This window comes from Nocardioides sp., from assembly GCF_036401255.1.
GTDB lineage: Bacteria > Actinomycetota > Actinomycetes > Propionibacteriales > Nocardioidaceae > Nocardioides.
The window spans coordinates 1-14,071 of sequence record NZ_DASWVI010000111.1 but is presented as its reverse complement, the minus strand read 5'-3'; the positions used below and the strand labels follow the sequence as shown (position 1 = coordinate 14,071).

At 70.8% G+C, this 14,071-nt stretch carries 14 protein-coding genes and 1 tRNA gene; 6 read left to right on the top strand and 9 right to left on the bottom strand.

Annotation, left to right across the window (positions count from 1 at the left end; genetic code table 11):
- Positions 1-638, top strand: a 638-nt coding sequence (locus tag VGD85_RS05170; protein WP_331062376.1) for a LysR substrate-binding domain-containing protein, incomplete at its 5' end; no start/stop codon positions are given.
- A gap of 165 nt (positions 639-803) precedes the next feature.
- Entirely contained in the window at positions 804-2,603 is a 1,800-nt protein-coding gene (locus VGD85_RS05165; protein WP_331062375.1) for a BCCT family transporter, read from the top strand.
- Positions 2,604-2,630: 27 nt separating this feature from the next.
- On the opposite strand, the gene VGD85_RS05160 is transcribed toward VGD85_RS05165, so the two are convergent.
- The 4 genes from VGD85_RS05160 to VGD85_RS05145 all read right to left on the bottom strand — a co-directional run bounded on the left by VGD85_RS05160 (position 2,631) and on the right by VGD85_RS05145 (position 4,608).
- On the bottom strand, positions 2,631-3,860 hold the full coding sequence (locus VGD85_RS05160; RefSeq protein ID WP_331062374.1) for an RNA polymerase sigma factor: 1,230 nt from the start codon (positions 3,858-3,860) through the stop codon (positions 2,631-2,633).
- Positions 3,857-4,183: a YciI family protein gene (locus VGD85_RS05155; RefSeq protein WP_331062373.1), complete on the bottom strand. Its 327-nt coding sequence runs from the start codon at positions 4,181-4,183 to the stop codon at positions 3,857-3,859. The genes VGD85_RS05160 and VGD85_RS05155 overlap by 4 nt, the downstream gene beginning before the upstream one ends.
- Complete coding sequence (locus tag VGD85_RS05150) at positions 4,180-4,341, bottom strand: hypothetical protein (RefSeq protein ID WP_331062372.1); 162 nt, start codon at positions 4,339-4,341, stop codon at positions 4,180-4,182. Before VGD85_RS05150 ends, VGD85_RS05155 begins: the two co-directional genes overlap by 4 nt.
- 185 nt (positions 4,342-4,526) lie before the next feature.
- A tRNA-Tyr gene (locus VGD85_RS05145) sits at positions 4,527-4,608 on the bottom strand.
- Between the two features lie 117 nt (positions 4,609-4,725).
- Between VGD85_RS05145 and VGD85_RS05140 the strand changes: the two genes are divergently transcribed.
- Positions 4,726-5,217 carry a YajQ family cyclic di-GMP-binding protein gene (locus VGD85_RS05140; RefSeq protein ID WP_331062371.1) on the top strand — a complete coding sequence of 164 codons (492 nt, stop codon included), beginning with the start codon at positions 4,726-4,728 and terminating at the stop codon, positions 5,215-5,217.
- Positions 5,218-5,236: 19 nt separating this feature from the next.
- On the opposite strand, the gene VGD85_RS05135 is transcribed toward VGD85_RS05140, so the two are convergent.
- From VGD85_RS05135 to VGD85_RS05120, 4 genes are read right to left on the bottom strand one after another with little or no spacing between them, the layout of a single operon-like run.
- A complete protein-coding gene (locus tag VGD85_RS05135) occupies positions 5,237-6,217 on the bottom strand; it encodes a sulfate/molybdate ABC transporter ATP-binding protein (RefSeq protein ID WP_331062370.1) in 981 nt (326 codons plus the stop codon).
- 25 nt (positions 6,218-6,242) lie between these two features.
- The gene (locus tag VGD85_RS05130; RefSeq protein WP_331062369.1) at positions 6,243-7,052 is read right to left on the bottom strand and encodes a sulfate ABC transporter permease; all 810 of its coding nucleotides are present in this window, start codon (positions 7,050-7,052) and stop codon (positions 6,243-6,245) included.
- Positions 7,045-7,917, bottom strand: coding sequence for a sulfate ABC transporter permease subunit CysT (cysT, locus tag VGD85_RS05125; RefSeq protein ID WP_331062368.1), 873 nt, complete (start codon positions 7,915-7,917; stop codon positions 7,045-7,047). The genes VGD85_RS05130 and cysT overlap by 8 nt, the downstream gene beginning before the upstream one ends.
- On the bottom strand, positions 7,917-8,957 hold the full coding sequence (locus VGD85_RS05120) for a sulfate ABC transporter substrate-binding protein (protein ID WP_331062367.1): 1,041 nt from the start codon (positions 8,955-8,957) through the stop codon (positions 7,917-7,919). The genes cysT and VGD85_RS05120 overlap by 1 nt, the downstream gene beginning before the upstream one ends.
- A gap of 330 nt (positions 8,958-9,287) precedes the next feature.
- Here VGD85_RS05120 and VGD85_RS05115 point away from each other — a divergent pair, with 330 nt between their 5' ends.
- Together VGD85_RS05115 and VGD85_RS05110 are read left to right on the top strand one after the other, a co-directional pair.
- Complete coding sequence (locus VGD85_RS05115) at positions 9,288-11,237, top strand: 2-oxoacid:acceptor oxidoreductase subunit alpha (RefSeq protein ID WP_331062366.1); 1,950 nt, start codon at positions 9,288-9,290, stop codon at positions 11,235-11,237.
- Positions 11,234-12,352 carry a 2-oxoacid:ferredoxin oxidoreductase subunit beta gene (locus VGD85_RS05110; RefSeq protein ID WP_331062365.1) on the top strand — a complete coding sequence of 373 codons (1,119 nt, stop codon included), beginning with the start codon at positions 11,234-11,236 and terminating at the stop codon, positions 12,350-12,352. The genes VGD85_RS05115 and VGD85_RS05110 overlap by 4 nt, the downstream gene beginning before the upstream one ends.
- A 183-nt stretch (positions 12,353-12,535) precedes the next feature.
- On the opposite strand, the gene VGD85_RS05105 is transcribed toward VGD85_RS05110, so the two are convergent.
- Complete coding sequence (locus tag VGD85_RS05105) at positions 12,536-13,000, bottom strand: hypothetical protein (RefSeq protein ID WP_331062364.1); 465 nt, start codon at positions 12,998-13,000, stop codon at positions 12,536-12,538.
- Positions 13,001-13,111: 111 nt separating this feature from the next.
- Between VGD85_RS05105 and rarD the strand changes: the two genes are divergently transcribed.
- Positions 13,112-14,023 carry an EamA family transporter RarD gene (gene rarD / locus VGD85_RS05100; protein ID WP_331062363.1) on the top strand — a complete coding sequence of 304 codons (912 nt, stop codon included), beginning with the start codon at positions 13,112-13,114 and terminating at the stop codon, positions 14,021-14,023.
- Positions 14,024-14,071: the final 48 nt, after the last annotated feature.

Below are 14,071 nucleotides of genomic sequence, written 5' to 3'. Positions count from 1 at the left end.
AGCCCGCACGGCTGTCGGTCGGCGCGGTCCCCTCGGCGACCGCGGCGCTGGTCCCGACCGCGCTCGCCGACCTGCGCGGCACCACCGGCCAGGAGTGTGCGCTGGTCACGGCGCTGAGCCCGCGGCTGGCGGGGATGGTGCTGGGCCGGGGGCTGCACGCCGCGGTCGTCACGGACGCCCCGCCGGGCCTGCCGCACGACCCGGATCTGCGGGCCGTGCACCTGGTCGACGACGAGATGGTGGTCGTCCTCCCCACGGACCACGGCCTGGCCGGCCGGGCGACGGTCCCGATCGCGGCGCTGGGCGAGGAGCGGTGGATCGAGGACAACCCCGGCTCGATCGCCCTGCTGCGGACCCTCGCCGTACGCGCTGGCTTCGAGCCTCGCGTCGAGCACCTCGCCGACGACCTGGCGGCCAAGACCGGGCTCGTCGCGGCCGGCCTGGGGGTGGCGCTGGTGCCCGGCCTCCTGCTGCCCGCCCTGCGCGCCGACGTGACGGTCGTCCGGCTCGCCGACCCGGCGACGCGCGGCGTCTACCTGCTCACCCGCCGCGACGGCCCGGACCTGGAGGACCTGGCGGCCGCGCTGGGCCGGTCAGTCCGACAGCTCGACACGCGGCGGCCTGCGGTCACGCGCTGAACCCGACCGGCCCGGGCGGCCCCTGGCGAACGCGATGACACCGGCCCGCGGACCGCGTTCGTACTCATCGGCAGCACACCCCATCGGCCAGGAAGTGCGTCGGACCGGCACCTTCATTACGGTGCTGGGGATCCGAATCGAGCACTCAGGGAGGATCCGCGACCCGTGTCGACCATCCAGGACAACCCACCCACCCGGCCGCTGCAGGCGGCGCAGCCGGAGCAGAGAGGTCTGCGGCCGGGGGCCGCGATCCCCGCTCCACGCGTCTTCTGGCCGGCCGCGGTCGTCCTGCTGACCTTCGTCCTCGCGGCGGTCATCGCGCCGGGATGGCTGGGCGAGACGCTGAGCTCTGCCCAGTCGACCGTCATCGAGGACCTCGGCTGGTACTACGTGTTGCTGGTGGGCGTGTTCGTCTTCTTCGCTCTCGCGGTCGCGTTCTCCCCGACGGGCAACGTCGTCCTCGGCAAGGACGACGAGGACCCGGAGTTCGGACTGAAGTCGTGGTTCGCGATGCTGTTCGCCGCCGGCATGGGCATCGGCCTGGTCTTCTGGGGCGTGGCCGAGCCGCTCAACCACTTCGCGTCACCGCCCCCGGGCACGGCGGACGGTCCCGCCGCCGCAGCCAGGGCCGCGACCGACACCACCTTCTTGCACTGGGGCCTGCACGCGTGGGCGATCTACGTCGTCGTCGGCCTGGCCGTCGCGTACGCCGTCCACCGCAAGGGGCGCCCGGTCTCGATCCGCTGGGCCCTCGAGCCGCTCCTGGGGGACCGCGTCAGGGGGTGGCTGGGCGACGTGATCGATGTCGTCGCCATCATCGGCACCCTCTTCGGTGTCGCCACCTCGCTCGGGTTCGGCGTCAGCCAGGTCGGCGCCGGCCTGGAGTACCTCGGGGTCGTCGGCGAGAGCACCACGACGCTCAAGGTGCTCCTCATCGTGGCCATCACCTCGATCGCCATCGCCTCGGTCGTCACCGGCATCGACCGCGGCATCAAGTGGCTCTCCAACATCAACATGGTGACGGCAGGAGCGCTCCTGGTCCTGGTCGCGGTCCTCGGCCCGACGGTCTTCATCCTCAGCGACTTCGTCCAGCAGCTCGGCTCCTACCTCAACAACTTCTTCGCCCTGTCCTTCCGGACGCTCTCCTTCGAGGGCAGCGACGGGTCGGCCTGGCTCTCGGGCTGGACGACGTTCTACTGGGGCTGGTGGATCAGCTGGGCACCGTTCGTCGGCGTCTTCATCGCCCGCATCTCGCGCGGCCGCACGGTCCGCGAGTTCGTCATCGGCGTGCTGCTCGTGCCGACGCTCGTGACGTTCCTGTGGTTCTCGGTCATGGGCGGCTCCGCGATCTACCGCGAGCTCTACGGCTCCGGCGGCCTGGTCGGCGCGGACGGCTCCGTCTCCACCGACCAGGCGCTGTTCCAGCTCCTCGACGGCCTGCCCGCCTCGGGACTGCTCAGCGTCGTGGCGATGGCCCTGGTGATCATCTTCTTCGTCACGAGCTCCGACTCCGGCTCGTTCGTGGTCGACATGCTCGCCACGGGGGGCGATGCGAACCCACCGGTGTGGAGCCGCGTCTTCTGGGCCAGCCTGGAGGGCATCATCGCCGCGACCCTGCTGGTCTCCGGCGCCGTCACCGGCGACGACGCCCTCTCGGCGCTGCAGACCATGGCGATCCTGCTCGCGCTGCCGTTCAGCGTCGTGATGATCGCGATGATGTTCGCCATCGCACGCGCGCTGCTCCACGAGACCCGGCTCCGCCAGCGTGCGGAGCGCCGGCTGCTCGCGGCCGAGGTGGCGGGGGAGATCGCGCGCACCACCGGCATGAGTCCGGGGCCGATCAGCGACGTCCGCCACCCGGCGCACAGCGAGGCCGGATCGGGTGTCTTCGCCAGGCCGCGGCTGCCGAGACCGGAGAGTGGAGCCGGAGAGTCCACCCGAGCTCGGCGGAAGGGTCGCGACTAGGGGCGGCCGGCCCGCGGCCGCGGTCTCTCAGGGACGCCCGTGCGCGATGAGACGGCGCAGGTGGTCGCGGTCCGGTTCGTTGGTCGCCAGCGCCAGTGCTCGTGCGTAGGACTCCCGCGCCTCGTCGAGCCTGCCGGACCGCTCGAGCAGGTCGCCTCGCACCGCCGGGAGCAGGTGGTAGCCGGCGAGGTCGCCGGAGGACTCGAGCTCCTCGACCAGGCTCAGGTTGGCCTGCGGACCGTGGGCCATGCCGACCGCGACGGCGCGATTGAGGGCCACGACCGGTGAGCCGGTGACCTCCAGGAGCGTGGTGTAGAGGTCGACGATCCGCCGCCAGTCGGTGGTGCGGGCGGTCGGTGCGGTCGCGTGGCAGGCGGCGATCCGCGCCTGGAGGGCGTAGGGTCCCTCGCCGCCGGCCCGCTCCAGGAGGGCCAGCCCGTCGTCGATGGCCTCCTGGTCCCAACGGGAGCGGTCCTGCTGGTCCAGGGTCACCAGCCGCCCGTGGCGATCGACCCGGGCGTCGCGGCGCGAGTGCTGCAGCAGCAGCAGTGCAGCCAGGCCGAACGTCTCCGAGCACGGGAGCAGTCGCACCAGCAGGCCGGCCAGCCTGAGTGCCTCGTCGCAGAGCCTGCGCCGGATCAGTACCTCGCCGGCGCTCGCGGCGTACCCCTCGTTGAACAGCAGGTAGACCACGGCCAGCACGCCGTCGAGTCGTTCGGGCAGCGCCTCGGCCGCCGGCACCCGGTAGGGGATGCCGGCGGCCCGGATCTTGTGCTTCGCGCGCACCAGTCGCTTGGCCATCGTCGGCTCCGAGGTGAGCAGCGCCCGCGCGATCTCGGCGGTGGTGAGGCCGGCGAGGGTGCGCAAGGTCAGCGCGACCCGTGCCTCCACCGGCAGGGCGGGGTGGCAGCAGGTGAACACGAGCCGCAGCCGGTCGTCGACGATCCCGCTGTCATCGGCCGCTGGCGCGTCGGGCCCGGGCAGCGCGGCCACCTCCCTCAGCTTGGCCGCCTCGACACCTGCGCGACGCATCCGGTCCAGCGCCCGGTTGCGGGCAACCGTGGTCAGCCACGCACCGGGCTTGTCGGGGATGCCTGCCGGCCACGTCTCGAGGGCACGTGCGAAGGCGTCCTGTGCGCACTCCTCTGCGAGGTCCCAGTCGCCGGTCGTGCGGATCAGCGTCGCCACGATGCGGCCCCACTCGGTGCGGAAGGCCGCGGCGACCGCCTCGTCGACCCCCGCGTCGCGCTCGGTCACTGGCCCCAGAACGGCCGTATCTCGATGGTCCCGATCTGCACGACCGGGTGCTTCGAGGCGATCTCGATCGCCTCGTCGAGATCTGCCGCCTCGATGATGTCGAACCCGCCGACCTGCTCCTTGGTCTCCGCGAACGGGCCGTCGGACACCAGCACGCTGGCGCCGTCCATGCGGACCGTGGTGGCGGCGCTGGTCGGCGCCAGGCGGTCGCCGTCCTTGCGCACACCCCGCGCGGTCATCTCCTCCACCCACGCGGTGGGGTCGAGGTCGACGCCGGAGAAGTCACCGTTCTCGTCGCCGCAGATGAGCAACAGGTACTTCATCGGACCTCCTCGGCTCGAGGGTAGCCGCGCCCGAGCAGGGCCGCGGCCCGCGCGCGCCGCACCCGGCGACGGGCCTCGCGCTGCTCGAGCTCACGGCGGGCTTGGATCTCCTGAGCCTGGACGAGCTCGGGGTAGGCATCCTGCAGTCGCACGATCATCTCGGTCTCCTCTGGTTCGAACGTCTTGCCCAGACGACGAACCGAGAACGCCGAGATGGACAGATCGGCGAGGTCGGAGTCACTGCTCTGGTCGGCGCTGCTCATCGAGACCGGGCCGGCACGGGCCCGAGGACGAGAAGGGCCCCCGACCGGCGTACTGCTGGTCAGGGGCCTCTCATCCCATGTGGCAGGTGAAGGATTCGAACCTTCGTAGGCAAAGCCGACGGATTTACAGTCCGCTCCCATTGGCCGCTCGGGCAACCTGCCGGGGGTGCTGCGTGGGGCCGTTTGGCCCGGCGGCAACTTGGCGAAACAATAGCGCAGCCGCCTCGGCAGACGAAAACCCAGCGCCCGCCCCGCGGGTGCGCAGCAACAGGAGTGCACATGGCCGACTCGTCGTTCGACATCGTCAGCAAGATCGACCGCCAGGAGGTCGACAACGCCTTGGGCCAGACCGCCCGCGAGATCGCGACGCGCTTCGACTTCAAGGGCACCGGCGCGAGCATCGAGTGGCAGGGCGAGCACGCGATCGAGATCTCGGCCTCGGCCGACGACCGGGCGACCGCGGTGCTCGACGTGTTCAAGACCAAGCTGATCAAGCGCGACGTCAGCCTGAAGGTGCTCGACGCCTCCGAGCCCCGGCAGTCCGGTCAGCAGAGCAAGATCTCGATCGCCCTCAAGGAGGGGATCTCCTCCGAGGACGCCAAGAAGATCTCCAAGCTGATCCGCGACGAGGGCCCCAAGGGCGTCAAGGCCCAGATCCAGGGCGACGAGCTGCGGGTGTCGTCGAAGAAGCGCGACGACCTGCAGGCCGTGATCGCGCTGGTCAAGCAGCAGGACTACGACTTCGCGGTGCAGTTCACCAACTACCGCTGAGGCGCGCCGAGCGCCGGGGTCAGACCCCGACGACCGCCATCGACGCGATCAGCGTCGCGCCGGCGGCGGGGCTGACCCAGACCCGCACACCGGGCTCGAGCCCGAGCTGCCGCGCGTGGGTGCGGGTGAGCACCACGGTGACGTCGTCGCCGTCGTCGGTCAGCACGGTGGCGCGCACCTCGAACCCGACGCGGAGCAGCCGGGACACCGTGCCCTCGGCCGCACCCGCGAGCTCGGGCGAGCGCGAGACGTGAACGTCGTGCGGGCGCAGCGTGACGCCGCCCAGCGAGGTGGTGTCACCGAGGAAGCCCATCACGAAGTCGTTGGCCGGCTCGTCGTAGAGCTGGTCGGGCGTGCCGACCTGCTCGACGCGACCCTCGTTGATGACTGCGATCTCGTCGGCGACCTCCATCGCCTCCTCCTGGTCGTGGGTGACGAACACCGTCGTCACGTGCACCTCGTCGTGCAGCCGGCGCAGCCACTCGCGCAGCTCCTTGCGGACCTTGGCGTCGAGGGCGCCGAACGGCTCGTCGAGCAGCAGCACCGACGGCTCGACGGCCAGGGCCCGAGCCAGCGCCATCCGCTGGCGCTGCCCACCGGAGAGCTGCGAGGGCAGCCGGTGGGCGAACTGCGAGAGGTGCACGAGCCGGAGCAGCTCGTCGACCTTCGCGGCGATCTCGTCCTTGGGCCGGCGCCGGATCTCCAGCCCGAAGGCGACGTTCTTGGCCACGGTCATGTGCTTGAAGACCGCGTAGTGCTGGAACACGAACCCGACGTTGCGCTTCTGCGGGGGCAGCCTGGTCGCGTCGACGCCCTCGATGCTGACCGTGCCCGCGTCGGCGGAGTCGAGGCCGGCGATGATCCGCAGCAGCGTGGACTTGCCGCCACCGGACGGGCCGAGCAGCGCGGTCAGCTGCCCGGTCGGCAGCGAGACGCTGACGTCGTCGAGGGCGACGAAGTCGCCGAACCGCTTGGTGACTCCAGAGACTTCGATGCTCATGGGGGTGCTCCTTCGAGACGAGGGTTCAGTGGTCGCGCCGGGGGCGCAGGACGGCGACGACGACGAGGCAGGCGATGCAGACCAGGGCCAGCAGGAACGCGATGGAGTAGGCCTCCGGCTGCTGGAAGTTCTGGTACTTCGCCTCGACGGCGAGGGTGGCGGTCTGGGTGCGACCGGTGATGTTGCCCGACACGATCTTCACGGCGCCGAACTCGCCGATCGACCGGGCCAGCGCCAGGACGACGCCGTACACGACGGCCCACTTGATGCTCGGCAGCGTGATCCGGAGGAACGTCTGCCGGGCGCTCGCCCCGAGGCTGCGCGCGGCCTGCTCCTGGTCGTCGCCGATCTCGGTCAGGACCGGCACGACCTCCCGGATCACCAGCGGCAGCGCCACGAAGCACGTCGCCATCACCATGCCCGGACTGTTGAAGATGACCTGGAGCCCGTTGTCCTCCAGCGTCGGTCCGAACCAGCCGTCCCGTCCGTTGTAGACGAGGACGAGAGCGAGGCCGACGACCACGGGCGACACGGAGAGCGGCAGGTCGATCAGAGCCGACAGCACCCTCTTGCCGGGGAACTGGTAGCGGACCAGCAGGATCGAGATCGTCACCCCGAACACGAGGTTGATCACGACCGCCCAGAAGGCCACCACCGCGGTGAGCTGGAGGGCGGCGACCGCCCGCTCGTCCGCGAGCATGTCGGACAGGTTCGTCAGGCCGCCGTCGAACGTACGCCGGACCAGCAGGCCGACCGGCCAGGCCACCAGGAAGAACACATAGCCCACCGCGAGCAGGCGCAGGGCCCACCGGGTGGGCGCGGAGACCCTAACCACGGCGCGACACCCTCCGCTGGACGAGGTCGAGGGCGACGATCACGATCAACGCCACGACCAACATCACCGACGCGACCGCGGCCGCCGAGGTGTTGCTGCCGTTCTCGATGAACGTGAGCACCCGGACCGACACGACCTCGGTCTGGAACGGGCGATTGCCGCTGAGCAGCACCAGCGAGCCGTACTCGGAGATGGCGCGCGCGAACGACAGCGCGGCCCCGGCCGCGATGGCCGGCGCCAGGCTCGGCAGGATGATCCGCCGCACGATCGTGCCCCGGCGGGCACCGAGGGAGGCCGCGGCCTCCTCGACGTCGGCGTCGAGCTCCTCGAGGACCGGCTGGACGGTCCGCACGATGAACGGCAGGGTCACGAACGCCAGCGCGAGGGTCACCGCCCGTTCGGTGTTGGCCCAGTGCAGCCCGATCGGGCTGCTCGGCCCGTAGAGGGAGAGCAGCAGCAAACCGGCCACCACCGTGGGCATCGCGAACGGGACGTCGATGACCAGGTCGAGGGCCGCCCGGCCCCAGAACCGGTCGCGGACCAGCACCCACGCGATCACGGTGCCCATCACGACGTTCACCGCGGTCACGATCAGGGCCTGGGTCACCGTGAGCCGGATCGCGGCCCAGGTCTGGTCGTTCTGCAGCACCCGGAGGTAGCCGTCCCAGCCGCCGGCCGAGGCGGCGGCGACGACCGCGGACAGCGGGATCAGCACGAGCAGGCTGAACCAGAGCATCGAGATGCCGAGCCCGATGCCGGCCCCGCGCGTCAGGGTGTTGCGCGGCGTGCTCCGCCGCGGTTGGCGCACGTGGGGGGACGCGGGGCCGGCGGTGCCGGTCGGCCCGTCGAGGACGGCCGTGCTCACTACTCCTCGCCCACCTTGCCGGTCTGCTGCTGGAGCTCGGTGATGATGCCGAGCGGGTTGCCCTCCTCGCCGTCGCCGAAGTACCTGCCTGCGGCCTCGCCCCAGCCGCCGAAGTCGCCGTCCACGGTGAACAGCCGGTCGGGGGCGGGGAACGGGTCGGTCGGGTCGTTCGCGCCCTCGACCTCTCCGACGTCGACGCCGTCGATGACCGGCCGGAAGCCGGACTGCGCGTAGTCGGCCTGCGCCTCCGGCGAGGTCATGAAGTCCAAGAACGCCTGGGCCGAGTCGCCGGCGTCCCCGGTGACCGCCGCGGGGTTCTCGATGAGCAGCGTGTCCGGGGGCAGCACGTAGTCGATGTCGGCGCCGCTCTGCTTGGCGAGGATCGCCTCGTTCTCGTAGGACAGCAGCACGTCGCCGGAGCCGTCGGTGAACGCCGTGGTCGCCTCACGCGCCGACCCCGGGAGCGCGATCGTGTGGTCGAGCAGTCGGGTGAGGAACGCCTTCGCGTCGTCCTCGCTGCCGCCGTTTCCGGCGATGTGCGCCCAGGCCGCGAGGATGTTCCACCGGGCCGACCCGGACGAGCCGGGGTTCGGCGTGATGACATCGACGCCGGGCTCGACCAGGTCGTCCCAGGTCAAGATGTTCTCGGGGTTGCCCTTGCGGACCACGAAGACCACCACCGAGGAGGTCGCGATGCCCTTGGTCGGATTGTCCTTCCAGTCCTCCGCGACCAGGCCGTCGTCGACGAGGCGGGTCACGTCGGTCTCCAGCGAGTAGTGCACGACGTCCGCCGCAGCACCGGCGAGGACGGCGCGGCTCTGGTCGCCGGAGGCGCCGTACGACGTCTCGAACTGGATCCCCTCGCCGGCGTCGGTGTCCTGGAAGTCGGCGAAGACGGGCTCGTTGGCCGCCTCCATGACGGAGAACGCGTTGATGTTCAGGGTCTCGCCGCCGTCACCGCTCGCGGTGCCGCCGGAGCAGCCGGTCACGGCGAGCACCCCGGCGACCGCTGCGCCCAGCACCTTGATCGAAGTCGTCATCTCGTCTCTCTCCCGTCCCGCAAGGAACGTTCTTCAGTAATCACGAGAAGCATACTCGACTTAATCGACCTGGTGTGCAACTCGTCCGCGCCGGCGCGGATCGGCATGTGGGCCGGCTCACCGATCCACCGACAGAGACGGGCCCGGACCCCGGGGGTGCCGGACTATCGTGGGAGACCGTGCTCCCCGACGACGAGGGGAAACTGGAACACGTTCCAGTTTGAGGCGTGGCGCGAGTACGATCGACAGGTGGCGGATTCTCGGTTCTCCGCGCACGCAGGCGTGAGCAACCGGCCAGAACAAGGTAGATCCAGGAAGTAGGCGCAAGCCGTGTCTGTGCAGCAGGGCAAGCAGGTCAAGCAGCTCGACCGGGTGATCATCCGGTTCGCGGGCGACTCCGGGGACGGCATGCAGCTCACCGGTGACCGGTTCACCCAGGAATCGGCCGTCTTCGGCAACGACCTCGTGACGTTGCCGAACTTCCCGGCCGAGATCCGGGCTCCGCAGGGGACGCTGCCGGGCGTCTCCTCGTTCCAGGTCCACTTCGCCGACCACGACATCCTCACCGCCGGTGACGCGCCCGACGTGCTCGTCGCGATGAACCCCGCGGCCCTCAAGGCCAACCTCGGCGACCTGCCCAAGGGCGCGACGATCATCGTGGACACCCACGACTTCACCGCGCGCAACCTCACCAAGGCCGGCTACGACGCCAACCCCTTGGAGCTGCTCGGCGACGCCAACGACCCGTTGGGGGCGTTCGCCGTGCACCCGGTGGACCTGACCGGCATGACCGTCGAGGCGGTCAAGGAGTTCGGCCTGTCCCGGAAGGACGCGGCGCGGGCGAAGAACATGTTCGCGCTCGGCCTGCTGTCGTGGATGTACGGGCGTCCGACCGAGCCGACCGTGGCGTTCCTGGAGAAGCGCTTCGCCAAGGTCGCCGACATCCGCGACGCGAACGTCACCGCGTTCAAGGCCGGCTGGAACTTCGGCGAGACCACCGAGACGTTCGCGGTCCAGTACGAGATCAAGCCGGCGCCGATGGCGCCGGGCACCTACCGCAACATCACCGGCAACCTCGCCCTCGCCTACGGGCTGATCGCGGGTGGGGTGCAGTCCGGACTGCCGGTGTTCCTGGGGTCCTACCCGATCACCCCGGCCTCGGACATCCTCCACGAGCTGTCCAAGCACAAGGCCTTCGGCGTCACGACGTTCCAGGCCGAGGACGAGATCGCCGGTGTCGGCGCGGCCATCGGGGCGTCGTTCGCGGGCGCGCTCGGCGTCACCACGACCTCGGGTCCCGGCATCGCGCTGAAGTCCGAGGCGATCGGGCTGGCGGTGATGACCGAGCTGCCGTTGGTCGTCGTCGACGTCCAGCGCGGCGGTCCGTCGACGGGCCTGCCCACCAAGACCGAGCAGGCCGACCTGCTGCAGGCGATGTTCGGCCGCAACGGCGAGGCGCCCGTGCCGATCGTCGCGCCGCAGTCGCCCGGCGACTGCTTCGACGCCGCGCTCGAGGCCGCTCGGATCGCCGTCACCTACCGCACGCCGGTGATGCTGCTCTCCGACGGCTACCTGGCCAACGGCTCCGAGCCGTGGCGGATCCCGGAGCTCGCGGACCTGCCGACGATCGACCCCGACTTCGCGACGCCGATCGCCGAAGGCCCGGACGGCACGACGCCGGAGTTCCAGCCCTATGCGCGCGACCCCGAGACCCTCGCTCGGCCCTGGGCGCCGCCCGGGGTCGCGGGCCTCGAGCACCGCATCGGCGGGCTGGAGAAGGCCGACATCACCGGCAACATCTCCTACGACCCGGCCAACCACGACCTGATGGTCCGCACCCGACAGGCGAAGGTCGACCGGATCGCGCGGTCGCTCCCGCCGCTGGTGGTCGACGACCCCAGCGCCGAGGACGGCCCCGGGGCGAAGGTGCTCGTGATCGGGTGGGGCTCGACGTACGGCCCGATCGGCGCCGGCGTACGCCGCGTCCGCAAGGCGGGCTACCACGTCGCGCAGGTGCACCTGCGACACCTGAACCCGTTCCCCGACGACCTCGGCGACATCCTGCGTGGCTACGACAAGGTCCTGGTTCCGGAGATGAACCTCGGCCAGCTGTCGATGCTGCTGCGCGCCAAGTACCTCGTCGACGCGATCGGCTACAACCAGGTGCGCGGGCTGCCGCTCAAGGCCGCCGAGGTCGCCCACGCCATCGGCGAGCTCATCACCGAGGCCGAGGGCATCGCCGTCGACCTCACCGCCGCTCCGGAGAGGGCCCTGTCATGACCACCGACCTGAACTTCCCGGGCCTGCGCTCGGGCGTCGAGCTCGTCCCCACCCTCGGGGAGGGCGACCAGCCGCAGACCGGCAAGGACTTCACCAGCGACCAGGAGGTCCGCTGGTGCCCCGGGTGCGGCGACTACGCCGTGCTCAAGGCCGTCCAGGGGTTCCTCCCCGACCTCGGGCTGCGGCGCGAGAACATCGTGTTCGTCTCCGGCATCGGGTGCTCCTCTCGGTTCCCCTACTACCTCGACACCTACGGCATGCACTCGATCCACGGCCGCGCGCCGTCGATCGCGACCGGCATCGCCACGGCCCGCGAGGACCTGTCGGTCTGGGTGGTGACCGGTGACGGCGATGCGCTCTCCATCGGCGGCAACCACCTGATCCACGCGCTGCGCCGCAACGTCAACATGACGATCCTGCTGTTCAACAACCGGATCTACGGGCTCACCAAGGGTCAGTACTCCCCCACCTCCGAGGCCGGCAAGATCACCAAGTCCACGCCGATGGGCTCCCTCGACCACCCGTTCAACCCGGTCTCGCTCGCGCTGGGCGCCGAGGGGTCGTTCGTGGCCCGCACGATCGACTCCGACCGCAAGCACCTCACCTCGGTGCTCTCGGCGGCCGCCGCGCACCGGGGCACGTCGTTCGTGGAGATCTACCAGAACTGCCCGATCTTCAACGACGGGGCGTTCGACGCCATCAAGGACAACGCCACCCGGGCCGATGCGATCATCCCGCTCGTCCACGGCGAGCCGATCCGGTTCGGCGCGCCCGGCGAGGACGGCCTGGGCACCAAGGGCCTGGTCCGCGACCCCGACACCGGCGGTGTCCGGATCGTCGAGATCGGCGACGCTGCGGGGCAGGTCCCGGCGGACGCGATCATCGTCCACGACGCGCGCAACCCGGACCCGAGCACGGCGTTCGCGATCTCCCGTCTCACCGACTCCGGCTACCTCAACCAGTCCCCGATCGGCATCTTCCGCCAGGTCGAGCGGCCGACGTACGACGACCAGGCGCGCGAGCAGGTCAGTCGCGCCCAGGCCGACGCGCCGGCGGAGCGGTCCGACCGGCTCGCCGCGCTCATCGGCGGTGGCGACACCTGGACGGTCGTCTAGCGGGGACGCGTCAGCGGCCCCCGCTGATGGTGGTCGAGCAAGCCGCGCGACCGAGCCTGCGAGGTCGCGACCGGCGTGTCGAGACCGGACACGCTCACCTCTGACAAGACGAAGGGTCCCGCCCGAGAGCGGGACCCTTCCGTGTCTCCGGTTCCGTTCGTCGTGCCCGAGAGCGGCCGGCCGTCAGAAGCGCGTCGTGTAGGTCTTGTAGACGTGCGTCCACGACTTGGCGTACCCGCCGGAGGCCTTGACATAACCGCGCCAGTACCAGTTGCCGTGCTTGGGCGCGTAGATCCGGACCTTCCACCGGTTCTCGGTGCCGTGGGTCTTCACCGCCTTGAACTTCCGCCAGGGGCAGTCCTTCGAGGAGCACGCCTTCTTCTGCACGATGACCGGGCCGTGGCCGGGGTCGACGCGACCTTGGAAGTAGAGCCGGCCGTGGCGCTTGACGATCTTGTCGTGCAGGTCGCGCATCGGCAGGTCGGTGCCGCGTTCGGCCGGCGCGGACGCGACCGTCCGGGCGGCGCCGTCGACCGGCACGCTCGCGGCCTGGGCGGGCACCGTGAGGACGGCGGCCACGCCGAGGCCGATCGAGGCGGCGACCGACGCGGCCTTCGTGGTGGTCAGGGTCGTCAGGGTCTGACGCATCCGTGGGGTCTCCCTCCGAGATTTCGCGGTCTGGTGTGGTCCGGCCCGCGCCGTGACCCTGCCCGCCGGGCCACGGCGGCAAACCCCGACCGGCACTCCTATGCTGTGCGGGTGCCGGAGTCGCGCCGTGGGTTGATGCTCGGGTTCGCGGCCTACGGCATCTGGGGCGCGTTCCCGCTCTACTGGCCACTTCTCGAGCCGGCGGGGGCCGCGGAGATCCTCGCGCACCGCGTCCTCTGGTCCTGCCTCACCATGGGCGTGCTCGTGGTGATGCTGCGGCGTACGACGCAGCTGCGCGAGATGCTCCGCGTCCGCCGGGTGCGGGTCCTGCTGACCGTCGCGGCCGCGGTGATCAGCGTGAACTGGGTGACCTACATCTGGGGCGTCAACAACGACCGCGTCGTCGAGACGTCCCTGGGCTACTTCATCAACCCGCTCGTCACCGTGCTGATGGGCGTGCTGATCCTGGGCGAGCGGCTGCGGCCGTTGCAGTGGATGGCCCTGGGGGTCGCCTCGGCCGCGGTCGTCATCCTCACCCTGGACTACGGCCGGCTGCCCTGGGTCGCGCTGATCCTGGCGTTCTCGTTCGGCAGCTACGGGCTGTGCAAGAAGACCGCGAACGTCGGCGCCACCGAGAGCCTGGCCTACGAGACGGTGGTGATCGCCCCGTTCGCGGCTGCCTACCTGACCTGGCTGGGCGCGACCGGCGAGTCCGGGTTCGCGACCCACGGCTGGGGCCACGCACTGCTGTTCACGACGACCGGCATCGTGACCGCCGTACCCCTCATCTGCTTCGGCGCGGCCGCCACTCGGGTGTCCCTGGTGACCCTCGGCCTGCTGCAGTACCTCGCACCGATCATCCAGTTCGCCCTCGGCGTCTTGTGGTTCCACGAGGACATGCCGGCGGGACGCTGGGCCGGGTTCGTCCTCGTCTGGATCGCACTGGTGGTCTTCACCGCCGAGGCGGTCACCCACCGCCGCCGCCAGCTGCGGCTCACCGTCGAGGCCACCACCGCCGCCTGATGCCGAGTCGGCGCCAGTTTCCCGCCACCAGACGCCGAGTCGGCGGGC

What these genes read in the sequence shown, in the direction of transcription:
- VGD85_RS05155 (WP_331062373.1), bottom strand. Translation starts at nt 4,183, where the DNA reads ATGAAGTACCTGTTGCTCATCTGCGGCGACGAGAACGGTGACTTCTCC.
- VGD85_RS05150 (WP_331062372.1), bottom strand. Translation starts at nt 4,341, where the DNA reads ATGATCGTGCGACTGCAGGATGCCTACCCCGAGCTCGTCCAGGCTCAG.
- VGD85_RS05140 (WP_331062371.1), top strand. Translation starts at nt 4,726, where the DNA reads ATGGCCGACTCGTCGTTCGACATCGTCAGCAAGATCGACCGCCAGGAG.
- VGD85_RS05135 (WP_331062370.1), bottom strand. Translation starts at nt 6,217, where the DNA reads ATGAGCATCGAAGTCTCTGGAGTCACCAAGCGGTTCGGCGACTTCGTC.
- VGD85_RS05120 (WP_331062367.1), bottom strand. Translation starts at nt 8,957, where the DNA reads ATGACGACTTCGATCAAGGTGCTGGGCGCAGCGGTCGCCGGGGTGCTC.
- VGD85_RS05110 (WP_331062365.1), top strand. Translation starts at nt 11,234, where the DNA reads ATGACCACCGACCTGAACTTCCCGGGCCTGCGCTCGGGCGTCGAGCTC.
- VGD85_RS05105 (WP_331062364.1), bottom strand. Translation starts at nt 13,000, where the DNA reads ATGCGTCAGACCCTGACGACCCTGACCACCACGAAGGCCGCGTCGGTC.